Origin of the sequence: Amycolatopsis keratiniphila (assembly GCF_000400635.2) — a bacterium.
Taxonomy (GTDB): Bacteria; Actinomycetota; Actinomycetes; order Mycobacteriales; family Pseudonocardiaceae; genus Amycolatopsis; species Amycolatopsis keratiniphila.
Genome location: NC_021252.1, coordinates 2,359,725 through 2,382,479, shown reverse-complemented (window position 1 = coordinate 2,382,479; position 22,755 = coordinate 2,359,725). Strand labels below are relative to the sequence as shown.

Genomic DNA, 22,755 nt, shown 5'->3' with positions numbered 1-22,755 from the left:
GGTCAGCGGAGGAACGGTTCGTAGCGTCGTTGCCGGCGCAGCGACTCGATCTGCCGCGTGGTGTCGAGCGAGACACTGACCAGGAAAACGAGCACCACCTGCAGGGTCACCCCGGCGACGAACAGCGTCGCCGGGGTGACGCCGAGCAAGGCCAGGCCGGCGACCGGGATCAGCGCGACCACGCCCAAGCCGAACGCCCCGAAGGCGATGATCCGGCGGTTCACGTAGTCGAGGTACTCGGCGGTCCAGTTCCCCGGCCGGATCCCGGGGACGAAACCGCCCGCCCGCACCAGTTCGTCCGCCACCTTGTCCATGTTCTGCGCCACGGCCGCCCGGACGAAGGCGAAGAGGCAGACGAGGACGAAGTAGACCGCGATCCACCAGGCATCCTCCAGGCCGAAGAGGAGCACCGGCACCGACAGCAGGACCGCGGCGAGGACGGCCGGGCTGTTCGCTTGGGGTAAGCGAAGAGGAATGTAGGACGGCGTCCCGCCGAAAGCGCGCCTGCCGATCATCCGCTTGGCGTACTGCACCGGGACTCGGCGCTGCCCCTGCGCGACGACGATCGTGATCACGGTGACCGACAGCGTCACCACGGTCGTGACCGCGACGGCGGCCCAGCCCTTCCGTTCGTACAGGCGCAGGAACTCCGGCGGCAGCACCGCCAGGACCTGTGCGAGCAGCAGGATCCGGACCCCGTGGCCGAAACCCCGCTCGGTGATCAGCTCGGTCAGCCGCAGCACCACCGCGGTGCCCGCGGTCAGGCACGCCACCGTGACGGCTCCGTCCAGGACGTCCTGTCCTCGAAACACGACCAAGCCGACGGCACCGAGCAGGCCGAGCACGACGACGATCCGCCGCCGGTACCGCGCCAGCACCCGGGCTCCGGCTTCACCTTCCGCCCGGAGCGCCGCCAGTCGCGGGCTCAGGACGATCAGCGCTCGCAGGACGAACGGGGCGACCAGGCAGGGAAGGACACCGAACCCGAACACCGTGGCCAGGCGACCGCCGGTGAGGAGGTCGAGGATCCACCGCCACGAATGATCGCTCAGCGGCAGACGGCCCGTCTGGGGCGCGGGCAGGCTCTGGCCCAGCCGGAACAGCACGATCACGCCCAGCGTGACCAGGATCCGGCGGCGGAGGGGGTTTCGTTCGTTCATCGTGGCTCACGTTAGGAACCGCCGATGAAATTACGATGACACCGTTCGTCAGAGCAGCGGCGCCCTCGACAGGGCCTCCCGGATCTTGCCGAGCACCTCGTCGGCCGTGCCCTCGGCGGTGCACCCGGCCGCCTGGCGATGTCCTCCGCCGCCCAGCTCGCCGGCCGCGGCCGAAACGTCGACACCGCCCGCCGACCGGAGCGAGACCGTCCACCGTCGGCGCGGCCCGATCGGCGCGGCTTCCTTGAGCACCACGGCGACCCCGGCCTCGCGCACGGAGCGGACGACGTCGACGACCGCTTCGACCTCCTCGGCACGGACGGACCGCGCGGCGTCGAGCGTCACGACCGCGTGCGCGAGGCCGAAGCCGCGAGCCTCGTCCGGCTCGAGCCGGGCCCCCGCGAGGACGTCCGAGAGCATCGGCAGCCACGCGAACGGGTGGTCGTCGACGATCTCGCGGACCACCTTGTCCGGGTCGACCCCGGCTTCGAGCAGCTTCGCGGCCATCTGATGGGTGGAGGGCCGGGCCCGGCGGAACCCGCTCGTGTCGGTGACCAGCCCCGCGTACAGGCAGCGCGCGATCGGCTCGTCGATCTCGGTGCCGAGCTCCTCCAGCAACGCGAAGACGAGGACCGCGGTGGCTTCGGCGGTGTCGTCGACCACGTGGTGTGTGCCGTAGAAGACGTTGGACGCGTGGTGGTCGATCACCAGGACGTCGCCGCCCGCCGCGCGGACGGCGTCCACCCGCGGTGCGAGTTTCCCGAGCCTGCCCGGGGTGGGCGTGTCGAGCGCGACCAGCAACCCTTCGCTCTCCGGCAGCTCGCTCGCGGGGACGTAGAGCCCGCCGACGTCCAGGCTCCGCAGCGTTTCGGGCATCTCTTCGGGCTCGCCGACGGAGACGCGGACCTCTGCGCCGCGCAGCTGCAGTGCCCGGCCCAGGGCCAGCGCGCTGCCGAGCGCGTCGGCGTCCGGGCGGACATGGCCGAGCAGGGTCACGTCGGTGGCGCGCGCCAAGAGGGCGGCGGCTTCCTTCAGGTTCGGCACTGGAGTGGCTGTCACAATCAGTCAAGCTACGCTCTACCGGATGTCCGAGTACGCGATCCTGGTCTACCCGTCCGCCAACCGGGTCTACACCGACTCCACCCCGGCGCTGCTGCGCGCGGAGCTGGCGGTGTTCGGTCTGTCCGCTTTGGAGACCGAGGTCTCCGAGATCGGCGAGACGGAACTCGGCGGCGTCGGCTACCTCACCTTCACCACGCCCGCCCCGCTGAGCGAACGCGATCTCGCGCTCCTTTCGAACCTTTCGGCGCTGTACGCGCTGTTCGAAGTCGGTGACGGCGTCCTGAAGCCGGTGACGATCAGTCCGCTCGCGAACTTCGACTCGGATCTGCTGACCATCCAGAAGTACCCGGGCAAGACGAACGAGCTGTTCACCAAACTCCTCGTCAACGTCACCCTCCTGTCGATGGCGGACCCGGTCGCGATGCTGGACAAGCCGTTGCACTTGCTCGACCCGCTCTGCGGCCGCGGCACCACGCTGAACCAGGCGATGATGTACGGCTTCGACGCCACCGGCCTCGACGTCGACGGCAAGGACTTCGACTCCTACGAGATGTTCATCAAGACCTGGCTGAAGCAGAAGCGGATCAAGCACAGCGCCGAATCCGGTCAGGTGCGCCGCAACAAGGTCCGCCTCGGCAGGCGGCTCGACATCGGTTTCGGGATCACCAAGGAGCGGTACAAGGCGGGCGAGGTGCGCAGGCTGAGCTACCTCAACTGCGACACGCTCACCACCGACGAGCTGCTGCGGCCGAACTCGGTGGACCTCATCGTCACCGACGCCCCGTACGGCGTGCAGCACGGCAGCCACCGCACCCAGGACGCGTCGCTCGCGCGCAGCCCGCGCGACCTGCTCGCGGCCGCCGTCCCGGTGTGGACGCGGGTGCTGCGCCCCGGCGGCGCGCTCGGCATCTCGTGGAACACCAACGTCGCGCCGCGCGAGGAGCTCGCCGCGATCCTGGACAAGGCGGGCCTGGAGGTCCGTGAGGACGGCCCGTACGCCGGTTTCGCCCACCGGGTGGACCAGGCGATCGTGCGGGACCTGATCGTCGCCGCGAAACCCGCCTGACCCCCTCCTCCCGCATTTCGTCCTCTGAATGCGGTGGTGCGGGAGGGTCACGCGATGCGGTCCCCCACGAACTTCAGCACGTCGGGCATGATCTCGCGCCAGTAGTCGTCGTTGTGCGCGCCCGGCGTCATCTTCGCGACGGCGGGGTCCAGTGCCTTGATGAGTTTGCGGTCCGCGCGGGCGAAGGGATCCGAATTCCCGCACCACACCCCCGTCGCCGCGGCGGAAAGGTCGCCGGTGTGCAGCAGCGGCTCGTGTGATTCCCACTGCGCGCGATCCGCGAACACCTTGCGGGACTTGGCATCGGGCCAGCTCACGAACAATGCCGCACTGGCGACGGCGACGGCCTTGAGGTCCTTGTGGTCGCGGGCGTAGCGCAGCGCGCCGAACCCGCCCATCGAGATCCCGAACATCGCCGACGGCGGCCGCAGCTGCCGCTGGGCGAGCCAGCCGGGCAGTTCGTCGGACAGCATCCGCTGCGGGTCGTCGGCCTTGCCGACGTCCACCCAGTAGTTGTCCCCGTCGACGGCGGCCACCGCGAAGCCGGGCAGCCCGGCCGCGACGGCCTTGTTCAGCGCGTCCTGCACACCCAGGTTCAGGAAGGTCCGGGCGTCCGCGCCGCGACCGTGCAGGGCGACGCAGACCGGCATCCCGACCCGGGACACGCCGTCCGGCGCGATGATGACGAGGTTGACGTCGCGGTTCCGCGCCGCCGACCGCATCTTCTGCACCGTGACCGCTTCGGTGAGCGGGGTCGGCGTGCTCGGTGGGGCCACCGGCGGCGGCCCCACCAGCGGCGGTTTCTCGGCGCCGCAAGCGGAAAGCAGCGCCGAGCCGCCGAGAGCCGCGGCCCCCAGCAGGAGACCACGCCGGCTCACGGCGTGGTCCGGTCGCTCAGCGACGGGTCTCCTCGTCGGCGAACTCATCGTCTTCGGCCTCTTCCCGCGGCGGCTTGTACGGGTCGGCTTCGCCGGCGTGCTGCGCCCCAGTGGCCCGCCGGGCGACCTCCGCATCGGCTTCCCGCGCCTTCGCGAGAAGGTCCTCGATGCGCTTGGCGTCCTCAGGAATACTGTCGGCCACGAAGGCCAGCGTCGGAGTGTAGCGGACTCCGGTGCCCTGCCCGACCTTCGTGCGCAGCACACCGCGGGCGGATTCGAGCGCCGCAGCGGCACCGGCGTGGTCGGGCGTGGACTCCAGGTTCTCGCCGAGCACCGTGTAGTAGACCGTGGCGTCGTGCAAGTCCGCCGTGATCTTCGTGTCGGTGATCGTCACGTAGTTGAGCCGCGGATCCTTGATGTCGTGCTCGATCGCGTGCGCGACGATCTGTGAGATCCGCTTGGCGAGCTTACGAGCCCGAGCGGGGTCGGCCATGGGAATTCGTCTCCTCGAAAGGTCTTCGTCAGTCATCCGGGCCGAGCAGCCGGCGGTGGCTGGAGAGCAGTTCGAACTCCGGCCTCCCGGCCACGAGGCGCTCACACGAGTCGAGCACGTCACGAACGTGCTCGCCACTCGCCGCGACCACGGCCACACCGATCAGCGCGCGCCGGTGCAGGTCTTGATGGCCCGCTTCGGCGACGGAGACGTCGAAACGCCTGCGCACCTCGGCCAGCACCGGCTTGATCACGGATCGCTTCTGCTTGAGCGAGTGGACGTCGCCCAGCAGGATGTCGAGCTCAAGAGCTCCTACGAACATGTGGGGTTCTGGGTTGTTTCGAAGGTGAAGCGGCGCTCCCCCGCCCAGATGCGGAGGAGCGCCGCTTTGTCACTTACGCACGCGGCTTTTCGCGCTGCTCGTAGGTCTCGATGATGTCGCCGACCTTGAGGTCGCTGTACGACCCCAGCGTCAGACCACACTCGTAACCGTCGCGGACCTCGACCACGTCGTCCTTGAACCGCCGCAGCGAGCTGATCGGCAGGTTCTCGGCGACCACGGTCGCGTCGCGGAGCAGGCGGGCCCGCGCGTTGCGGCGGATCTCGCCCGAGGTGACGAGGCAACCGGCGATGGTGCCGATCTTCGAGGACTTGAAGACCTCGCGGACCTCGGCCTTGCCGAGCTCCACCTCTTCGTACTCCGGCTTGAGCATGCCCTTCAGAGCCTGCTCGATCTCCTCGATCGCCTGGTAGATGACCGTGTAGTACCGGACGTCGACGCCTTCGCGGGTGGCCCGCTCGGTCGCCTTGCCCTGCGCACGGACGTTGAAGCCCAGGACGATCGCGTCGGACGCGGTCGCCAGGTCGATGTCGGACTCGGTGACGCCACCGACACCGCGGTGCACGACGTTGAGTTCGACGTCGTCGCCGACCTCGAGCTGCACCAGCGAGGCTTCGAGCGCCTCGACGGTACCGGAGTTGTCACCCTTGATGATCAGGTTGAGGCTGTTCGTCTCCTTCAAGGCGGAGTCGAGGTCCTCGAGGCTGACCCGCTTGCGACGCGACGCGTTGAGGGCGTTGCGCGTCCGGGCGGAGCGGCGCTCGGCGATCTGCCGGGCGACGCGGTCCTCGTCGACCACCAGGAAGGTGTCGCCCGCGCCCGGCACCGAGGTGAACCCGATGACCTGGACGGGACGCGACGGGTACGCCTCGGTGACGTCGACGTTGTGCTCGTCGACCATCCGGCGGACGCGGCCGTAGGCGTCACCCGCCACGACCGAGTCACCGACGCGCAGCGTGCCTCGCTGGACCAGCACCGTGGCCACCGGACCGCGGCCGCGGTCGAGGTGGGCCTCGATCGCGACACCCTGGGCCTCCATGTCCGGGTTGGCCCGGAGGTCCAGCGCGGCGTCGGCGGTCAGCAGGATCGCCTCGAGCAGGCCGTCGATGTTGATGTTCTGCCGCGCGGAGATCTCGACGAACATCGTGTCGCCGCCGTACTCCTCGGCGACCAGGCCGTACTCGGTCAGCTGCTGCCGGATCTTGTCCGGGTTCGCGCCTTCCTTGTCGATCTTGTTGATCGCGACCACGATCGGCGCCTTGGCGGCCTGCGCGTGGTTGATCGCCTCGACCGTCTGCGGCATCACACCGTCGTCGGCCGCCACCACGATCACCGCGATGTCGGTCGAGTTGGCACCACGGGCACGCATGGCGGTGAACGCCTCGTGACCCGGGGTGTCGATGAAGGTGATCAGGCGCGGCGTGCCTTCGAGCTCGGTCTCGATCTGGTAGGCGCCGATGTGCTGGGTGATGCCACCGGCTTCACCTTCGCGCACCTTCGTCTTGCGGATCGTGTCGAGCAGGCGGGTCTTACCGTGGTCGACGTGACCCATGATGGTCACGACCGGCGGGCGGACCTGCAGATCCTCTTCCTCACCCGCGTCTTCGCCGTAGGTGATGTCGAAGGTCTCGAGCAGCTCCCGGTCCTCTTCCTCGGGACTGACGACCTGAACGTTGTAGTTCATTTCGCCGCCGAGCAGTTCCAGGATGTCGTCGGACACCGACTGCGTCGCCGTGACCATCTCGCCGAGGTGGAAGAGCACCTGCACCAGCGAAGCCGGGTTGGCGTCGATCTTCTCGGCGAAGTCGGTCAGCGAGGCACCACGCGGCAGCCGGATCGTCTCGCCACTGCCCTTGGGCAGGCGGACGCCGCCGACGCTGGGCGCCTGCATGTTGTCCATGTACTCCTGGCGCTTCTGCCGCTTCGACTTGCGGCCCTTGCGCGAGGGACCACCGGGACGCCCGAAGGCACCCGCGGTACCGCCACGGCCACCGGGGCCGCCACGACCGCCGCCGCCACCGCGGAAGCCACCGCCACCGGCCGGGGCGCCGCCCCCACCGGGACCGCCGCCACCGGGACGGAATCCGCCGCCACCGCCGCCGGGACGGAAGCCGCCACCGCCGCCGCCACCGGGACCGCCGCGGAAACCTCCGCCGCCGCCACCGGGACCGCCACGGGCGCCGCCGCCGGGGCCACCACGGGCTCCGCCACCGGGACCACCGCGGCCGCCACCGGGACCACCGGCCGGACGGGCCGGGCGGCCCGGCATCATGCCGGGGTTCGGGCGCGGGGGCATGTTGCCCGGGCTCGGCCGGTTACCACCGGGCGCGCCGCCACCGGGACGGGGAGCCGGACGGTCGCCGCCGCCCTGGCCGCCACCGGGACGCGGCGGACGGTTGTCGCCGCCCTGCTGGCCGCCACCGGGACGGGGGCCGGACGGACGCGGGGCCGGGGCACCGGAACCCACACCGAACGGGTTGTTGCCGACGCGCGGGGTGCGCGGGCCGGGCTTCGGACCGCCGGGCTTGGGGCCCTGCGGCTTCGGCGGCACGACCGAACCCTGCGACGGCGTCTGGGACGACGGCGGGGTGGCCGGGGCTGCCGGGGTCTCCTTCTTCGGCTCGGCCGGAGCGGCCTTCGCCGCCGGAGCGACCTCTTCCTTGGGCGCCGGCGGCCGGGGGCCGGGGCGCGGACCCGGGCGGGCGCCCGGGGTGGGCCGGGACGGCTGCTGGGCCGGGGCCGACGGTGCGGACGCCGCCGGAGCGGGTGCCGCGGGGGCGGCCGGGGCCTCGGACTTCGCCGAGGGCGCGGGCTGAGCGGGCTTCGCGGCCGGAGCCGGGGCAGCGGGCTTCGCGGGAGGCGCGGGCGAAGGGCGCGGGCCGGGGGTAGGAACCGGCTTCTTCTTGCCGTCCTTGGACGGGTACGCGTCACGGAGACGGCGGGCGACCGGCGCCTCGACGGTGGACGACGCGGACTTCACGAACTCGCCCTGTTCCTTCAACTTGGCGAGAACTTCCTTGCTGGTGATGCCGAGCTCTTTCGCGAGCTCATGTACTCGGGCCTTGCCTGGCACAGCTCTCCTCATCTGGGGAGGCCGGCGGCAGACCCGCAGACCTCGTCCTATTGTCGCGCGTTCATTGATTCAGCTTCACGGCTGACTCATGACGGGTCGACCTGCTTCCTGATTCCATCCGGCACCGGGGATGTCCCGGCGCCTTTTAGCCTTCGGCGTGCCGCTCCAGGCGTTCGTGGACACCCTGGGCGTCGAGCGACCCGGGAACACGGAGTGCTCGGGGGAACGCCCTGCGCCGCTCGGCCTTGGCCAGACAGTCCGGCACGGGGTGCAACCAGGCACCCCGGCCCGGCAGCCGCCGACGTTCGTCGACGACCAACCGACCGTCCGCCGCGACCACTCGCAGCAACTCGCCGATCAAGGCCCGCTTACGGCAACCGACACAAGTGCGAACCGGGGCTTCCCGGTCATGCTGGAGGTCGGTTCCCGGCGGCGGACTCTGAACCACTCGTAAGTCTAGCGCTTCGACCTTCACTCAGCCGAACCGGTTGCCGCGGCGGGCCGCGCCTGGCCGGCGTGTGCTTCGTCACCCTGCTCGGGAGCGGCGTCGCTGCGGATGTCGATCCGCCAGCCGGTGAGCCGCGCGGCGAGCCGGGCGTTCTGCCCCTCCTTGCCGATCGCGAGCGAAAGCTGGAAGTCCGGGACGACGACGCGAGCGGTCTTGGCCCGCTCGTCGACGACCTTCACCGACACAACCTTCGCGGGCGACAGCGCATTCCCGACGAACTTCGCCGGGTCGTCGGAGTAGTCGATGATGTCGATCTTCTCGCCGGCCAGCTCGCTCATCACGTTGCGCACGCGCGCGCCGACCGGGCCGATGCAGGCGCCCTTCGCGTTGACGCCGGGCACCGTCGAGCGGACCGCGATCTTGGTCCGGTGTCCCGGTTCCCGTGCGACGGCGGCGATCTCGACCGTGCCGTCGGCGATCTCGGGCACTTCGAGGGCGAACAGCTTGTGCACCAGCTTCGGGTGCGAACGCGACAGCGTGATCTGCGGGCCGCGGTTGCCGCGCGAGACGGTGACGACGTAGGCCTTGATCCGGTCGCCGTGCTCGTAGGTCTCGCCGGGCACCTGCTCGATCGCGGGCAGCACGCCTTCGATGTCGCCGACCTGGATGACGACCATGCCGCGGGCGTTGGCGCGGGCGTCGCGCTGCACCACGCCGGCGACGAGTTCGTTCTCCTTGGCGGAGAACTCGCCGAAGGTCTTCTCGTGCTCGGCGTCGCGCAGGCGCTGCAGGATGACCTGCCGCGCGGTGGTCGCGGCGATCCGCCCGAAGCCTTCGGGGGTGTCGTCCCATTCCTCGTCGGTCTGGCCGTCCGGGGTGAGGGTGTGCGCGAGGACGCGGACCAGCCCGCTCTTGCGATCGATGTCGATCCTGGCGTGCGGCTGGTGGCCCTCGGTGTGCTTGTACGCGGTGAGCAGCGCGGTTTCGATCGCTTCGATCACCGTCTCGAAGGGGATGTCCTTGTCCCGTTCGATCGCGCGCAGCGCGGCGATGTCGACGTTCACTTCGGCTCCTCCTTCGGCTCCGTGGTGGCGGCGTTCAGGGCCGACGCATCGGTTTCCAACAGTTTCAGGTCCTCGGCAGGTGGTTGCTTGAACTCGATCTCGATGACCGCCTTGGCCACCGAGGCGTACGGAACGTCCCGGATCTCGCCGTCCACGAGCACGCGCGCGGACTTCTCCCCCGCGTGCCCGACCCGGCCGATGAACGCCGCGCCTTCGGCCGGGGTGACCTTGACGAGACGGAACTTCGCGCGCCGCCAGTGCCGCCGCACGGTCAGCGGCCGGTCGAGACCCGGCGAGGTGACTTCGAGCGTGTACGCGCTCGCGATCACGTGCTCGTTCTCGTCGAGCGCGGCGGAGACCGCGCGGCTGACGCCCGCCACCTCGTCCAGCCCGACGCCGTCATCCCCGTCGACGACGACCTTGACCAGCTGACGGCGGCCTGCCTGCTGGACCTCGAAGGAATCGAGGTCGAAACCCGCGGCCTTGACGGCTTCGGCCACGATGGGCTCCAGCCTGCTGGCGAGGTCGTTGGGCACGGTGGAGCGCTCCTGTTCGGCTGTGGGCGACCCGGCGGCGTGGATCCGGGTTCGGTAGTGGACCAGCTTATCCGGTCACCCCCGCGTGACGCGCGAGCGGCGGCCCCGCACGGGGTACTGGCAGGATGGGGCGGCGTGACCGGAAGATCGACAGAGCCGAGCCGTCGCACTTTCCTGCGGATGGGGGCGCTGGCCGCGCTGGCCGTGCCGCTGGCGTCCGCCTGCTCCCCCGGCTTCGACGAAAGCCCCGACCCGCTGGGCCCGCTGCTGCGCGCGGCGGAGACCGACGCGGCCGGTGCGAAGGCGCTGGGCGCCGAGGGCGAAGCGGTCGCCACCGCGCGGGCCGCGCACGCGGCGGCGCTCAAGACCGAGGTGGACCGGCTCAACCGGCCGAAGCCGGATCAGCCGGGCCCGGCGGCGACTCCGCCGCCGTCGTCGCTGGACGGGCTCAAGGAGCGGCTCGCCGTGGCCCGCAAACAGGCCGAGGGCCTCGTACCGACACTGCCCCGCTATCGCGCCGGGATGGTCGCTTCGGTGGCGGCGGGCTGCGCGGCGCTGCAGCAGAGTTCGGAAAAGCTGGGCCGCGGCGACGAAGCCGGGGCCGTCGAGGTGCCCGCCGGGGTACAGCTCAGCGGTGAGGCGGCGGAGGCCGTCCAGCAGGCGCTGGCCGCCGAGCACGCGGCGATCTGGGTGTACGGGCTGGTCAGCGCGTACCTGCCGGCGGCGTTCAGCGGCGCGGTGTCGCGGGGTACGGCCGAGCACGTCAAACGACGGGACGTCTGCGAACGGATGCTTTCCGCGGCGGGCCAGGCGCCCACCGGGCCGGAGGCCGCGTACGTGCCGCCGAGGCCGGTGACCGAGGCGAACTCGGCGATGGAACTGGTGGCGACCGCGGAGTCGGACGCGTCGGCGGCCTGGCTCGGCGTGGTCGACCGGACCGACGACGCGGCCTTGCGGACGACCGCGCTGAACGCGCTGATCGGGTCGGCGCGGCGGGGGACGGCTTGGCGGGCGGAGTTCGGCGCGAAGCCGGTGGCGATCGCGATGCCGGGCCAGTCGGTCTGACCTCATGTCATGAAAGGGTCGTTCAGGACATCTTTTGTCCTGAACGACCCTTTCATGACACTTCGGAGGCGGGGGTTCCGGTCAGCGGCGCAGGTCGCCCGAGAGCCGCAGCGCGTCGGTCGCGATCCGCTCCAGCACCGGCTTGTCCTTCTGCTTGTCGTAGAAGCCGGCCAGCACGATGGCCACCTCGGCCCCGCTGACGTGGGAGTCGTAGGCCGCGTCCTGCCCCGAGATCTTCGGCGCCCCCTGCGCCTTGAAGGTCCCGTCGCGCACCAGGTCGGACACGTTGCCCGTGCCGTCCTTGTCGGTCAGCGTCTTGAGCTGGGTCGCGGTGACCTCGCCGGGCATGGTGACCAGGACGACCGACACCAGCGCCTTCTTGCCACCGGTCTCCGTCGTGTACAGCGCCCGCGACAGGCGCGTGCACGGCGTGTCGGTGAAGAACTTCTTGGTGTCGCCGTAGGCCTTGCTCGCGCAGTCGGTGGTGACCTGCGGCCCTTCGACCAGCGTGAACTGGAACTGGCCGCTCTTAGACGGCGTGTCCGCGACCGGCGTCGGCTCCGGCTCGTGCCGGATCAGCCACCAGAGCAGCGCCGAGACGACCGCGATGGCGACCAGCGCGCCGCCTTTGAGCGCCAGTGCCTTGGTGTCCCTCGGCGGCTTCGGCGCGGACGGCGGCCCGCCCGGCCCTGCCGGTCGCACCGGCTGAAGCCGGGTCGTTTCCGTCGCTCCCGGGGTAAATTGCGCACCAACCACGGGAACATACGGTAGTTCACGCCCGTCCGGCGGTTCACCTGAACGTGCTTATCACCCGTTCGACGTCGTCAGCCGTGTTGTAGAGATGGAAGCCGAATCGCTGCCGTCCGGCCCGGGTACCGGCCACGATGCCCGCTTCCGCCACCCGGCGGGCGTCGGCGTCGAGGGAGACGATCGCACTCCCCTGACCGGGTGAGCCGATCGCTTCGAGGAGCGAGTCGGCGAGGCCCACACAGTGCGCTCGGACGGCCTCCAGATCCAACGACGCGAGGTAGTCGAGCGAGGCGGCGGCGCCGACGAACGCGAGCCACGCCGGGGACAGGTCGAGCGATCGGGCGCCCTCCGCCAGGCGCAGCGGGAGCCCGTAGACGGTCTGCCAGCGGTCTTCGCCCGCGTACCAGTTCGCGGCGACCGGCACGGCCCGCTCCAGCACCCGCGGATGCGCGGCCAGCCACGCCGCCCCGCGCGGCGCGAGCAGCCATTTGTAGCCCGCGGCGACCACCCAGTCGGCCCAGTCGAGGTCCAACGGCCGCCACCCGGCGGCCTGGGTGGCGTCGAGCAGGACCGCGGCGCCCGCCGACTCGGCCGCGGCCCGGAGCGCGGCGAGGTCGACCTGGGCGCCGTCCGCCGACTGGACGACGCTGACCGCGACGAGGTCGTGTCCTTCGACGCGCTCCGTCAGCTCGGCCAGCGGGACTTCGGTGACCTTCACCCCCCGATGCGCCTGGGCGGCGAACGGGAAGGTGACGCTCGTGAAGTCGTTCGCGGCGACCAGGACACTGGCGCCATCGGGCAGCCCGGCGGCCACGTTCGCGATCAACTGCGACACGGACGCCCCGATCGCGACGCGCTCCGCGGGAACGCCGATCAGCGCCCCGAAGCCCGCCCTGGTCCGCGCGACGGGCTCGTCGAAGTCGGCAGGCCGGGCCTCGCCGCGCCGCCACCGCTCGACCGCCTCCGCCACCGCGTCGGCCACGTGCGAGGGCGGGATTCCGATGCTGGGGGTGTTCAGATATCCGGGCGGGACGGCGAATTCGGCTCCGAAGGTCTGCATGCCCCCGAGGTTAATGAGATTCCGGCAGCAGGGCCGCGACGTCGGCGTAAGACGGCGGCGTCAGCGGGAGTTCCCCGCCGTCGCGCACCGCCTCCACCGTGCGCAGCGTGGCGGCTAGCGCCATCCGGTACGGCAGCGACCCGAGGCTGATCCGGGCGACGCCGAGCCCGGCGAGCCCCGCGACGGTGACCTTGCCTGGCAGGAACAGCAGGTTCACCGGCACCCCGACGGCCTTCACCAGCTTCTCGACGTCCGCGGCTTCGGCGAGCCCCGGCACGAACACGCCGTCGGCACCCGCGTCCACATAGGACAGAGAGCGGCCGATCGCGGCGCCGATGTCGGGCGTTCCCAGCCAATGCGTGTCCGTGCGGGCGTTGACGAACAGACCGGGGGCACGGTCCTTCGCGGCCGCGATCTTGGCCGCGTGCCGCACGGGGTCGCCGAGGGCGTCTTCGAGATTGATGCCCGCGACACCGGCTTCGGCGAGCTCCGCCGCCAGCGCGCCGACCTCGCCCGGGTCCTCACTGAACCCGTCGGCGAGGTCGACGCTGATCAGCGCGTCGAGCCCGGTGAGCCGCCGCGCCAGCCGGACGGTGGCGTCCTTCGAGGAAGGGGCACCGTCCGGCTCGCCCTCGGCGGCCGAGACCCCGAGGCTGGTCGTGCCGAGCGCCGGGAAGCCTTGCGCGGCCAGGAAGGCGGCGGTGCCGAACTCCCAGACGTTCGGCAGGAGCAGCGGGGAACCGGGGACGTGGAGTGCGGCGAATGCGGTCATGGCACGACGGTAGCCAGCGGACGCTTCGGTGACGGCCGAAGCGTGGGTCCGGTGGGTCGTGAGTGGCGTTTCGGGTTAGGGCGAAGGGTTCCTTGAGTACCCCTACTGGACTTTGGCCGTGGCTGATCGCGGGTCGGGTCCGTGAAGGCCTCCTTGCCTACCCTGAAGGTAGTGAAGGAGGCCTTCACTACCTTCAGAGATCGCCACCCGCAGCCCACCTGCACCAGCAACCACAGCAATCACCACAGCGGCGCGTGAAGGCCCCCTTCACGTACTGCAGGGACCCAAACCGGTGGTCGTGAGTGGCGTTTCGGGTTAGAACACGAATCGCCACTCACGACCCACCGGACCGAAGCGTCAGGCCCGTTCGAGGAACGGCGTCAGCAGCTCCGGCACCGACTCCTCCGCGAACAGCAGCCCCTGCTCCTCCCCCGCGTCGTACACCGAATACGCCCCGGCGCCGGCGGCCGTGGTCGCCACGACGGTCAGCAAACCCTTGCGTCGCTGGAAGATCGACTGTTTCACCGTCCAGCCGATCACGCCGTCGCGCTCCAGGGCGAACGTGCTCCGCCGCACGGTCCCGTGCCGCCCGACGAGGTACCGCCCGGTGATCCCGTGCCCGAGGTTGCGATAGGCGTCCAGCGCCAGCAGCACCGACGCGGGCAACAGCACCACGCCGAGCGCGGCGCCGATCACCAGCAGGACGTCGGTCAACAGGAAGCCGAGGAGCGCGAAGATCGCCAGAAGCACCACCACCGAGCCGATCCACCAGCGCAGCAGCCGTCCCCGCGCGGCGCGCGGATGCCCGGTGAGCCGGACGGCTTCGGTCGGCGAGACCGGTTCGCGCAGCACCGCCGCGGCGACGCGGTTGGCCGTCGCGACCGGCGCGGCCGGCAGCAGCGTGTGGTAGTCGGTCTTGTCCTTGTCGGCGCTCTGCCGCATTCCGGTGGCGATCGCGTCGACCCGCGCCGCGCCCGAGATCCGGTTCCCGAGCGGTTCGACGAGGTCGATGCCGCGCATCCGGCGTTCCTCGATCGAGATCGAGCGCGTGGTGAACAGCCCGCGGCGCACCCGCAGCGTGCCGCCGGCTTCGCGGTCGAGCCGGTAGTTCCACCACATCTCGATCCACAGGCCCAGCGCGCCGATCAGGCCGACGAGCATCGCGATCGCCAGCAGGATCAGGATCGCCACCACCAGCGGGATCCCGCGGAACAGGCCGATCACCCAGTCGATCAGGCCCTTCTGCAGGCCCGCCCAATCCGAGACCTGCATCAGGCCACCGCCCGCCGCGAGGCCCAGTGTCGGCGTGAGGAACGACATCGGCGCGTAGCGGATCCAGCTCCGGTCGAGTTCGGCGAGCGGCGCGTCGTCGTCGGTCTCCTCGATTTCGGCGCGGCGCAACAGATCCGCGCGCAGCCGCTCGGCCTCGGCGCGTGAGACGGGGTTAAGCTTGATCCGGCCCTGCCCGCCCGACTCGTGCGAACCGGTGCCGATGGTCACCACCGCGACGCCGAACAGCCGGTGCAGCGGGTTGGCCGTCAGGTCGACGTTGCGGATCCGTTCCCGCTGAAGGGATTTTCGCGAGCGGAACACCAGGGTGAACGCCGTCTCCAGCCGGTCCGGCGTGACCCGGTACCGCACACCCTTCCAGTAGAACAGTTCCGCCAGCACGCCGCCGCCGACGAGCACCACCGCGCCGGCGACGACCCAGGCGAGCGCGACCCAGAAGCTCGCGCCACCGCCCACGATCGCGAGCGTGGTCGGGATCGCGGCACCGACGGCCGCGCCGGTCATCATCACCGCGGTGACGGCGAGCGTCCGCTTGTCGAGTGTGCTCCAGCCCTCGAACTCGCCCGAGGTCATGTCGCGTCCCCCGGCGTCGCCTGCGTCGTTTCGGTGAGCTGCTCCGCCAGGCTCGCGGCCAGTTCGTGGTCGAGGCCGCGGATCTTGACCGCGCCCCGCGCCGACGCCGTGGTGACCGTGACGGTCGCGAGCTTGAACACCTGCTGCAGCGGCCCGCGCAGGGTGTCCACGGTCTGGATCCGTGACATCGGCGCGACGCGCCACTCCTGCCAGAAGAACCCGGAGCGCGCGTACACCGCCGTCTCCGTGACCTCCCAGCGATGCACCTTGAACCACCACAGCGGCATCGCGATCACCCAGACGAGGCCCAGCACCGCGAACACCACCGCCGGCGTCAGCAGCCAGAACCGCGCGGGCGTGATGAGCAGCCCGAGCACCACCAGCACCAGCACCGGCGCGCCCCAGAAAAGCGTTCCCTGCAGCCGCCACCAGCCGACGACCCGCTGATCCAGCGCGTTCCGCGGCGGCCGCAGCCGCACCTTCCCCCGTTCGGCTTCCACCGAGTTCACCCCCGAGTTCGTTTACAATGCGATCGCATCGTAATAGCGTGGGACAGTAGTGGCAATGCGATCGCATTGCAAACGGCGGAACGGATGGTGAAGGTGCCGAAGCAGGTGGATCACGCCGCGAGACGTGCGGAGATCGCCGAGGCGCTGACGCGGCTGACGGCCACGCGAGGTCTCGAAGGAGTCAGCCTCCGGCACGTCGCCGCCGAAGCGGGCATGTCGATGGGCTTGGTGCAGCACTATTTCAAGACCAAGGACGAAATGCTGCTGTTCGCCGTCGAACGCCGCTCTCAGGTGTACGAAGAGCGCATCAAGGCCCAGCTGGAGGCCGGCGAACTGCCGTCGACGCCCAAGGCCATCATCCGCGCGATCATGGTCGAGATCCTGCCGCTCGACGAGCGCCGCCGCGGCGACTGGCTGATGGGCGTCGCGTTCTTCATCCGCGCGATCTCCGACCCGTCCTTCGCGGCCGCGTTCACCGACGGCGTGCCCCAGCTGTTCGAGCTGTTCGCCCTCCTGATCCGCCAAAGCCAGGAGGCGGGCGATGTCGACAAATCGGCCGACCCGATGCACGAGTCCGCGATCCTCTGGGCGCTCGCCGATTCCCAGGGCACCAACATCGTGATGAAGCACCGCACGCCGGAGGAGGCGCTGTCCACAGTGGACTACCACCTCGACCGGCTGTTCGGTCAGGCGGTGAGCTGACCGTCGTAGTTCTTGCGCGCGTCGAGCACTTCACCCATGTGGACACGGGCCCATTTGTCGAGCATCTCGAGCGGTTCGGCGAGGTTGCGGCCGAGCGCGGTCAGCTCGTACTCCACGTGCGGAGGGATCTCCGGATACGCCGTGCGCGTCAGGATCCCGTCGCGGACGAGGCTGCGCAGCGTCTGGGTGAGGACCTTCTGCGAGATGCCGCGCACGCGTTTGCCGATCTCGGTGAACCGGAGCGGGCCGTCGCCGAGCACGCCGACGATCAGCACGGTCCACTGGTCGCCGATGCGGTCGAGCAGCGCGCGGGTCGGGCAGTCGGGGTCGTACGGGTTTCCGAGCACGTGACCTCCTCACTCTCCCGGGGAGAGTAACACGCCTAGCGGGAGGGAGCGGGCTGCATCAGCGCCTCGAACAGCAGGATCAGATGACGGCGGCCGCGCTCCCAGCGCGCCTCCAGTTCGGTCTGGTCGCGGGTCGCCCAGCTGGCGATGAGGATGCCGCGGACGACGTCCATCGCCGTGTACACCGCGTGCAGGAACTCCGGATGCGCCGAATGGTCCGGCAGCAGGGCCTTGCCGAACTCGACCAGGCTGCTCGTCGCGATCGGCTCGACCACCGCCATCTGGGCGCGCAGTTCGGCGTCGGTCCGCGACGCCACCCACAGCTCGACGGTCGCCGAGAAGACCGGCCCCTGGTGCATCTCCCACAGCAGCTGCAACGCGTCCCCGACCGGGTCGGCCGAGGCCTTGAGCCGGTCGATCTCCGCCATCGCGACCTCGGTGCGCTTGGCCGCGAGATGCCGGATCGCCGAGGTGACGAGGTCGGTCTTGGTCGGGAAGTGGTGCACCTGCGCGCCGCGGGTCACCCCGGCGCGGTCCGCGACGCGGGTGGTCGTGGTGCCCGCGTAGCCGTACTCGACGAGACAGTCGATCGTGGCGTCGAGCAGCCTGACGCGCATCGCGGCGCTGCGTTCCTCCTGCGTGCGTCGTGGGGCTGCCATGCGCCTACTTTATGGTGCGCCGCGCGAGGCGCGCGCCACGAGGCTCTCGACCATGCGCCCGATGAAGTGGCCGAGGAAGCGCCGATGGAGCCAGCCGGTGCCCGGGATCTTGGCGGTGAACGTGGAATGCCAGTGGATCGCGGTGCCGCCCCGTTCGGGGGTGAGGTCGACGTAGGCGCGGTAGTCCCGCACCGGGAGCCCCTTCTTCAGCGAGTAGCCGAAGCGTTTGCCGGGTTCGAGCGCGATGACCTCTTCGCAGCTGTTGACGCCGTTGGTGCTGAAGACGCCGATGGCGCCGAGACCGTTGTCGTCACCCTTGTCGAGCAGCCGGAACGCGCCCATGGGCGACCAGTCGGGCCAATGCTCGCGGTCCACGAGGAGCGCGTAGACGTCTTGGGGGCTCGCGCTAGTGTGGCCGTGGACGGAAATGCGCTGGATCTTCGCCATACGTTCTCCTTGTCTCTCGCATTCAGAGGATGGGCACCGAAAGCGAAGTCCCGCCCAACTCGAACGTCACACGGGAGCCGAGCGTGGGCAGGGCCGGATCGAACATGTCCCCATCGGTCCCGCCAAGGACGAGCGCCAGCCGGTGCCCCGCCGGGACGACGTGGTCGAGACTGCTCAGCCGGAACGTCATCGTGTACGCCTTACCCGGCACGAGCGGCTCACCCCGCCACAGTGACCGGTGGTGGCCGAGATCCGCCCAGCCGGTCGCGACGATCCGTTTGTCCACAGTGGTCAGATCGGCGACGGTGTCGAGGAAGCAGCCGGTGTCCGCGGCGGTACCCGCGCCCCAGCAGGAGCGGGTCGTCAGGTCCTTCGTGCCGAGCGCCGGCCACGTCGTGTTCCGCACGGTCGCGGGCCCGTAGTCGACCAGTACCGCGCCGAGCCGGGCGCTCGGCTTGTCCGAGCGGGCGGTCACCGTCACGGTGGCGGTCCCGGCCACGCGCGTGTCCGCCCGCACGGGTTCACCGGCGAAGACGGCCCGATCCGGGCTGGGCTGCGACGGGTTCTCCACCCACCGGGACGCCCCGCGCGCCGGATCGTCGGTCACCGAAGCCGTGCCCGGCGACGGGCGATTCCCCAGCCCGCCCGCCTCCGTGGGCCACAACGTGCGCGACGCGGCACCCACCGGCGGCCAGCGGCGTTCGTCGGTCCAGCGATCCGGGGTGTGCTCGATCCGGATCGCGGGTTCGGTCTCGACGCCGTTGCGGACGCCGAGCAGCCAGCGGTCGAACCAGCGGTGCAGTGTCCGCACGAACAGTGACCGGTCGAGATCGAACGGATCGACGTGCGCCGCCTGGTGCAGCCACGCCTTGCGCGGCACCCCATACGCGTTCAGTGCCTCCCACCATGGCCCGAACTGGATCGGGTTGACGTTGAGATCGTGGAAGCCCATGGACGCGAAAACGCTCGCGCGCACCTTGCCGGTCTTCGCGACGTAGTCGAGCCCGCGCCAGTACTCGTTAAAGTTCCCGTCCGTCCCCGCGCGCCGCGCGTTGTCCTCTTCGAACGGACGGCACAGCTTCTCGGCACGCTCGTTGTAGAACCCGGCACCGCCCGCCCAGCCGAAGTAGGCGCCGTGGGAGTTGTGGACCTCGTAGTACGAACTGACCCCCGCGATCGGCACGATCGTCTTCAACCCCTCGATCCCGGACGCCGCCATGCCGATCGCGGTCGCGCCGTCCTGCGACTTCCCGATCGCGCCGACCGACCCGTTCGCCCAGCCCGCGCGGACCCGCTCGGGCCCGAACGGCGTGCGGAAGGCCTGAGCGCGCCCGTTGAGCCAGTTCACGACGCCGTTGCCGGACGCGACGTCGTCGAAGCACCCGGACGAGCGATTGGTGCCCCCGACGTCGACCAGCACCACCGCGTATCCGCGCGGGACGAAGTAGTTGTCGTAGAAGAGCGGGAACTGCGACGGCGTGCCGTCGGGAAGGTACGTCTTCGGCTGCCGCTCGTTGCCGCGCCCGACCTTCTCGTAGTACGGGCTGACGTCCATGATCACCGGAACGCGCTGCCCGCGGGCCGCCGGTTCCGCCGGGCGGATGATGTCGGCGGCGACGCGGTCGACCTGCCCGTCGCGGTCGAGGTCCTGGCCGGTCTCCACCCAGGCGGTCTCCCGGATGGCCTTCTCGTAGGAGAACACCGGCTCGCTGACGCCGTCACGCAGGACGAACGCGGGTGACGCGACGGCGGGTGCGGCGGTGAACAACAGTGTCGCCACGACGGTGGCGGTCAAGCTCTTGAGCCCCATCGTCCGAGTATCGCTTACAAAACCCGAACATTTCCCCCACATTCCTCGTATCCGGCCGCGCCACGCTCTTCGCATGCTGAAACACACCATCGCCGTCTGCCTCACCGCCGCCGGCCTCGTCGCGCTCGCCCCCGCCGCCTCGGCCCAGGCACCGATCACCCTGAGCCCCGAAGAGTCCCAGACGCTGTGCGCCGAATGGCTGCCCAAGCTCACCCAGCGCACCGCAAAGCTCACCGAACGCATCAACGGCGGCCCGGAGGTCCGCGGCTCGGTCGCGAACCTGAAGGCCAGGGCCGAGGGCCAGCGCAAGAAAGGCCACAACGACACCGCCGACAGGCTCCAGAAGCGCGCCGACAAGCGCAGCGGACGGCTTCCCGAACTCACCGCGGCGAAGCAGAAGCTCGACGCGTTCGCCGCCGCGCACTGCAAGGCGGGCAAGTGAAACGCCTCCTGGCGGCGGGCTTGACCGCGCTCGCGTTGTTCGGCACGGCCGCGTGCGGCGACGACGAGCCCGCGTCGAGCCCGGCGCCGGGCGAGCTGAGCGACGTCCAGCACACCCTCGACTCGATCGAGCAGGACATGGCCGGCGACCCGGCCCCGTGACAGGATCGGCCGGTGACGACACAACCGGGACGCGGGCTGGTGCTGGTCGTCGAGGACGACCCCGCGATCGCCGAACTCGCCTCGCTGTACCTGCGGCGGGACGGGTTCGGCGTGCACGTGGAGGCGGACGGCGGCGCGGCACTGGCCACGATCCGGCGGATGCGCCCGGTCGCGATCGTGCTCGACATCGGACTGTCCGGAATGGACGGTATCGAGATCTGCCGGACCCTGCGCGCGGACGGTGACTGGACGCCCGTGCTGTTCGTGACCGCGCGCGACGACGAACTGGACCGCTTGCTGGGCTTGGAGATCGGCGCGGACGACTACCTGACGAAACCGTTCAGCCCGCGTGAGCTCTCGGCGAGGGTCCGGACCGTGCTGCGCCGGGCCGCCGGGGCGCCGTCGCCGGCCGAGACCTACACCGCGGGCGGCGTCCGGGTCGACGTCACCCAGCGGCGTGTCTGGGCGGGCGGCACCGAGATCGCGCTGACGTCGACCGAGTTCGATCTGCTGACCCATCTGGCGCGACGGCCCGGCCAGGTGTTCAGCCGCGAACAGCTGCTCAGTTCCGTCTGGGGGTACGCGGCTTCGGCGGGCACGCGGACCGTCGATGTCCACATCGCCCAGCTGCGCGGGAAACTGGGCGAGCACAGTCCGATCAGGACGGTCCGTGGCATCGGTTACGCGGCGGACGCCGGATGAACCGGACGTCGCTCGCGCTGCGGATCACCGTGGTGTGCCTCGCGATCGCCGCGGTCGCGGTGGTGGTCGCCGGGCTGGTCGCGGCCCGGCTCATCCGCACCACCGGCACCGACGTGCTCCGGCAGTCGCTTTCGGCGCAGGCCGACGTGGTCGCGAGCCAGCTCGACGAGACCGGGATCGGGAACCGGCTCTCCGTCGGCAAGGTCGCCGAAGTCGTGCGCGGACAAGGGATCGACGTCGTCGTCCGCCGTCCGAACGGGACACTCGGCGGCGCCGGGACGGAGGCGGCGATCGCCGCCGCCCGAACGGGATTCACGCGCTCGGGCACGGTATCGGTGGAGGGCGAGCAGTACCTCGTCGAAGTCCGCACCGTGGGCACCAAGGGGGCCGCGTTCGCGCTCGTCCAGGCGACGGAGATCGGCGAGGCACGCGGCCGGACGCTGGTGCGCGACACCGTGCTCGCGCTCGGCGCCGGGCTGGCGGTCGCCGCGATCGCGGGACTGGTGCTGAGCCGGATGCTGTCGCGGCCGCTGCGCCGGGTCGCGTCGGTGGCGAGCGGGATGCGGTCCGGGCGTCGTGACCTGCGTGTTCCGGTGGAAGGCCCGTCCGAGGTCGCGGACGTGGCGAAATCGGTCAACGAACTGGCCGACGCCCTGCAGTACAGCGAGGCGCGGCAGCGCGAGTTCCTGCTTTCGGTGTCGCACGAACTGCGGACGCCGCTGACCGCCGTCACCGGATTCGCCGAGGCGATCGGGGACGGCGTGGCCGAAGGCGAGGACGCGCGCCGCGCCGGGCAGACCATCCATCGCGAGGCGGAACGGCTGGAACGCCTGGTCAGCGATCTGCTGGAGCTGGCCCGGCTGGGCGCGGACGAGTTCCGCCTCGACCCGGCACGGCTCGATCTCGCCGCGCTGGTCGACGAATGCGCGGACGTCTGGCGGCTGCGGTGCGCGCGGCAGGACGTCACGCTGGTGGTCGAGCGGCCGCCGGGCGAGGTGCCGGTGATCGCCGATCCGCGACGGCTCCGCCAGGTCGTCGACGGACTGGCCGAGAACGCCCTGCGCGTGACCCCGGCGGGCGCGCCGATCGTGTTCTCGCTGGTCGCGGCGGACGGCCAAGCCCGGCTGGCGGTGCGCGACGGCGGGCCCGGCCTGGCGCCGGAGGACTACGCGGTCGCGTTCGAACGCGGGGTGCTGAACCGGCGCTACCGCGACAGCCGCCCGGTCGGCTCGGGTATCGGGCTCGCGCTGGCGCACGGCCTGGTCACCCGGATGGGCGGCACGCTGACGGCCGGCCCGGCGCCGGAAGGCGGAGCCGCCTTCACGGTGGCGCTCCGGTTAGGGTGA

General features: G+C 70.8%; 25 protein-coding genes. 7 read left to right on the top strand and 18 right to left on the bottom strand.

The window, feature by feature from the left end:
* Positions 1 to 2: 2 nt before the first annotated feature.
* Together AORI_RS52115 and AORI_RS52110 are read right to left on the bottom strand one after the other, a co-directional pair.
* Positions 3 to 1,160 carry a preprotein translocase subunit SecY gene (locus AORI_RS52115; RefSeq protein WP_016332607.1) on the bottom strand — a complete coding sequence of 386 codons (1,158 nt, stop codon included), beginning with the start codon at positions 1,158 to 1,160 and terminating at the stop codon, positions 3 to 5.
* Positions 1,161 to 1,208: 48 nt separating this feature from the next.
* Positions 1,209 to 2,204: a DHH family phosphoesterase gene (locus AORI_RS52110; RefSeq protein WP_016332606.1), complete on the bottom strand. Its 996-nt coding sequence runs from the start codon at positions 2,202 to 2,204 to the stop codon at positions 1,209 to 1,211.
* A gap of 40 nt (positions 2,205 to 2,244) precedes the next feature.
* On the opposite strand from AORI_RS52110, the gene AORI_RS52105 reads away from it, so the two are divergent.
* A complete protein-coding gene (locus AORI_RS52105) occupies positions 2,245 to 3,288 on the top strand; it encodes a TRM11 family SAM-dependent methyltransferase (protein WP_016332605.1) in 1,044 nt (347 codons plus the stop codon).
* Positions 3,289 to 3,335: 47 nt separating this feature from the next.
* Here AORI_RS52105 and AORI_RS52100 read toward each other — a convergent pair whose 3' ends face one another.
* The 7 genes from AORI_RS52100 to rimP all read right to left on the bottom strand — a co-directional run bounded on the left by AORI_RS52100 (position 3,336) and on the right by rimP (position 10,120).
* On the bottom strand, positions 3,336 to 4,166 hold the full coding sequence (locus tag AORI_RS52100; protein ID WP_016332604.1) for an alpha/beta hydrolase: 831 nt from the start codon (positions 4,164 to 4,166) through the stop codon (positions 3,336 to 3,338).
* Positions 4,167 to 4,182: 16 nt separating this feature from the next.
* Positions 4,183 to 4,659: a 30S ribosome-binding factor RbfA gene (gene rbfA / locus AORI_RS52095; RefSeq protein WP_016332603.1), complete on the bottom strand. Its 477-nt coding sequence runs from the start codon at positions 4,657 to 4,659 to the stop codon at positions 4,183 to 4,185.
* Between the two features lie 28 nt (positions 4,660 to 4,687).
* Complete coding sequence (locus AORI_RS52090; protein WP_016332602.1) at positions 4,688 to 4,981, bottom strand: DUF503 domain-containing protein; 294 nt, start codon at positions 4,979 to 4,981, stop codon at positions 4,688 to 4,690.
* 73 nt (positions 4,982 to 5,054) lie between these two features.
* A complete protein-coding gene (infB, locus tag AORI_RS52085) occupies positions 5,055 to 8,072 on the bottom strand; it encodes a translation initiation factor IF-2 (RefSeq protein WP_016332601.1) in 3,018 nt (1,005 codons plus the stop codon).
* 145 nt (positions 8,073 to 8,217) lie between these two features.
* Positions 8,218 to 8,433 carry a YlxR family protein gene (locus tag AORI_RS52080; RefSeq protein WP_016332600.1) on the bottom strand — a complete coding sequence of 72 codons (216 nt, stop codon included), beginning with the start codon at positions 8,431 to 8,433 and terminating at the stop codon, positions 8,218 to 8,220.
* Between the two features lie 110 nt (positions 8,434 to 8,543).
* Positions 8,544 to 9,584, bottom strand: a complete 1,041-nt coding sequence (gene nusA / locus AORI_RS52075) for a transcription termination factor NusA (RefSeq protein WP_016332599.1) — start codon at positions 9,582 to 9,584, stop codon at positions 8,544 to 8,546.
* Positions 9,581 to 10,120 carry a ribosome maturation factor RimP gene (gene rimP, locus AORI_RS52070; protein WP_016332598.1) on the bottom strand — a complete coding sequence of 180 codons (540 nt, stop codon included), beginning with the start codon at positions 10,118 to 10,120 and terminating at the stop codon, positions 9,581 to 9,583. The genes nusA and rimP overlap by 4 nt, the downstream gene beginning before the upstream one ends.
* Positions 10,121 to 10,255: 135 nt before the next feature.
* On the opposite strand from rimP, the gene AORI_RS52065 reads away from it, so the two are divergent.
* Complete coding sequence (locus AORI_RS52065) at positions 10,256 to 11,185, top strand: ferritin-like domain-containing protein (protein ID WP_016332597.1); 930 nt, start codon at positions 10,256 to 10,258, stop codon at positions 11,183 to 11,185.
* 81 nt (positions 11,186 to 11,266) lie between these two features.
* Here the strand turns inward: AORI_RS52065 and AORI_RS52060 are convergent, their stop codons facing one another.
* From AORI_RS52060 to AORI_RS52040, 5 genes are all read right to left on the bottom strand, one after another.
* A complete protein-coding gene (locus AORI_RS52060) occupies positions 11,267 to 11,887 on the bottom strand; it encodes a hypothetical protein (protein WP_016332596.1) in 621 nt (206 codons plus the stop codon).
* A gap of 88 nt (positions 11,888 to 11,975) precedes the next feature.
* Entirely contained in the window at positions 11,976 to 12,995 is a 1,020-nt protein-coding gene (locus AORI_RS52055) for an aminotransferase class V-fold PLP-dependent enzyme (protein WP_016332595.1), read from the bottom strand.
* Between the two features lie 10 nt (positions 12,996 to 13,005).
* Entirely contained in the window at positions 13,006 to 13,767 is a 762-nt protein-coding gene (locus tag AORI_RS52050) for an isocitrate lyase/PEP mutase family protein (protein WP_016332594.1), read from the bottom strand.
* 357 nt (positions 13,768 to 14,124) lie between these two features.
* Entirely contained in the window at positions 14,125 to 15,630 is a 1,506-nt protein-coding gene (locus AORI_RS52045; protein ID WP_016332593.1) for a PH domain-containing protein, read from the bottom strand.
* Positions 15,627 to 16,139: a PH domain-containing protein gene (locus AORI_RS52040; RefSeq protein WP_016332592.1), complete on the bottom strand. Its 513-nt coding sequence runs from the start codon at positions 16,137 to 16,139 to the stop codon at positions 15,627 to 15,629. The genes AORI_RS52045 and AORI_RS52040 overlap by 4 nt, the downstream gene beginning before the upstream one ends.
* Before the next feature lie 84 nt (positions 16,140 to 16,223).
* Between AORI_RS52040 and AORI_RS52035 the strand changes: the two genes are divergently transcribed.
* Positions 16,224 to 16,841, top strand: coding sequence for a TetR/AcrR family transcriptional regulator (locus AORI_RS52035; RefSeq protein WP_016332591.1), 618 nt, complete (start codon positions 16,224 to 16,226; stop codon positions 16,839 to 16,841).
* Here the strand turns inward: AORI_RS52035 and AORI_RS52030 are convergent.
* Genes AORI_RS52030 through AORI_RS52015 form a run of 4 tightly spaced genes read right to left on the bottom strand, consistent with a single transcriptional unit; the run spans position 16,826 to position 20,104 of the window.
* A complete protein-coding gene (locus tag AORI_RS52030; protein ID WP_016332590.1) occupies positions 16,826 to 17,188 on the bottom strand; it encodes a winged helix-turn-helix transcriptional regulator in 363 nt (120 codons plus the stop codon). The genes AORI_RS52035 and AORI_RS52030 overlap by 16 nt on opposite strands.
* Positions 17,189 to 17,223: 35 nt before the next feature.
* Positions 17,224 to 17,805 carry a TetR/AcrR family transcriptional regulator gene (locus AORI_RS52025; protein WP_016332589.1) on the bottom strand — a complete coding sequence of 194 codons (582 nt, stop codon included), beginning with the start codon at positions 17,803 to 17,805 and terminating at the stop codon, positions 17,224 to 17,226.
* A gap of 51 nt (positions 17,806 to 17,856) precedes the next feature.
* On the bottom strand, positions 17,857 to 18,294 hold the full coding sequence (locus tag AORI_RS52020) for an SRPBCC family protein (RefSeq protein WP_016332588.1): 438 nt from the start codon (positions 18,292 to 18,294) through the stop codon (positions 17,857 to 17,859).
* A gap of 22 nt (positions 18,295 to 18,316) precedes the next feature.
* Positions 18,317 to 20,104, bottom strand: coding sequence for a CocE/NonD family hydrolase (locus tag AORI_RS52015; protein ID WP_016332587.1), 1,788 nt, complete (start codon positions 20,102 to 20,104; stop codon positions 18,317 to 18,319).
* Positions 20,105 to 20,177: 73 nt separating this feature from the next.
* Between AORI_RS52015 and AORI_RS52010 the strand changes: the two genes are divergently transcribed.
* The 4 genes from AORI_RS52010 to AORI_RS52000 are packed head-to-tail and all read left to right on the top strand — an operon-like array spanning position 20,178 to position 22,755.
* Positions 20,178 to 20,546: a hypothetical protein gene (locus AORI_RS52010; RefSeq protein WP_016332586.1), complete on the top strand. Its 369-nt coding sequence runs from the start codon at positions 20,178 to 20,180 to the stop codon at positions 20,544 to 20,546.
* Positions 20,543 to 20,707: a hypothetical protein gene (locus tag AORI_RS83865; RefSeq protein WP_167337766.1), complete on the top strand. Its 165-nt coding sequence runs from the start codon at positions 20,543 to 20,545 to the stop codon at positions 20,705 to 20,707. Before AORI_RS52010 ends, AORI_RS83865 begins: the two co-directional genes overlap by 4 nt.
* Before the next feature lie 12 nt (positions 20,708 to 20,719).
* Positions 20,720 to 21,409, top strand: a complete 690-nt coding sequence (locus tag AORI_RS52005; RefSeq protein ID WP_016332585.1) for a response regulator transcription factor — start codon at positions 20,720 to 20,722, stop codon at positions 21,407 to 21,409.
* Entirely contained in the window at positions 21,406 to 22,755 is a 1,350-nt protein-coding gene (locus AORI_RS52000; RefSeq protein ID WP_016332584.1) for a HAMP domain-containing sensor histidine kinase, read from the top strand. Before AORI_RS52005 ends, AORI_RS52000 begins: the two co-directional genes overlap by 4 nt.

What these genes read in the sequence shown, in the direction of transcription:
- AORI_RS52050 (WP_016332594.1), bottom strand. Translation starts at nt 13,767, where the DNA reads ATGACCGCATTCGCCGCACTCCACGTCCCCGGTTCCCCGCTGCTCCTG.
- AORI_RS52115 (WP_016332607.1), bottom strand. Translation starts at nt 1,160, where the DNA reads ATGAACGAACGAAACCCCCTCCGCCGCCGGATCCTGGTCACGCTGGGC.
- AORI_RS52035 (WP_016332591.1), top strand. Translation starts at nt 16,224, where the DNA reads ATGGTGAAGGTGCCGAAGCAGGTGGATCACGCCGCGAGACGTGCGGAG.
- AORI_RS52045 (WP_016332593.1), bottom strand. Translation starts at nt 15,630, where the DNA reads ATGACCTCGGGCGAGTTCGAGGGCTGGAGCACACTCGACAAGCGGACG.
- AORI_RS52055 (WP_016332595.1), bottom strand. Translation starts at nt 12,995, where the DNA reads ATGCAGACCTTCGGAGCCGAATTCGCCGTCCCGCCCGGATATCTGAAC.
- AORI_RS52105 (WP_016332605.1), top strand. Translation starts at nt 2,245, where the DNA reads ATGTCCGAGTACGCGATCCTGGTCTACCCGTCCGCCAACCGGGTCTAC.
- AORI_RS52000 (WP_016332584.1), top strand. Translation starts at nt 21,406, where the DNA reads ATGAACCGGACGTCGCTCGCGCTGCGGATCACCGTGGTGTGCCTCGCG.
- AORI_RS52090 (WP_016332602.1), bottom strand. Translation starts at nt 4,981, where the DNA reads ATGTTCGTAGGAGCTCTTGAGCTCGACATCCTGCTGGGCGACGTCCAC.
- AORI_RS52025 (WP_016332589.1), bottom strand. Translation starts at nt 17,805, where the DNA reads ATGCGCGTCAGGCTGCTCGACGCCACGATCGACTGTCTCGTCGAGTAC.
- AORI_RS52015 (WP_016332587.1), bottom strand. Translation starts at nt 20,104, where the DNA reads ATGGGGCTCAAGAGCTTGACCGCCACCGTCGTGGCGACACTGTTGTTC.
- rbfA (WP_016332603.1), bottom strand. Translation starts at nt 4,659, where the DNA reads ATGGCCGACCCCGCTCGGGCTCGTAAGCTCGCCAAGCGGATCTCACAG.
- AORI_RS52020 (WP_016332588.1), bottom strand. Translation starts at nt 18,294, where the DNA reads ATGGCGAAGATCCAGCGCATTTCCGTCCACGGCCACACTAGCGCGAGC.
- AORI_RS52010 (WP_016332586.1), top strand. Translation starts at nt 20,178, where the DNA reads ATGCTGAAACACACCATCGCCGTCTGCCTCACCGCCGCCGGCCTCGTC.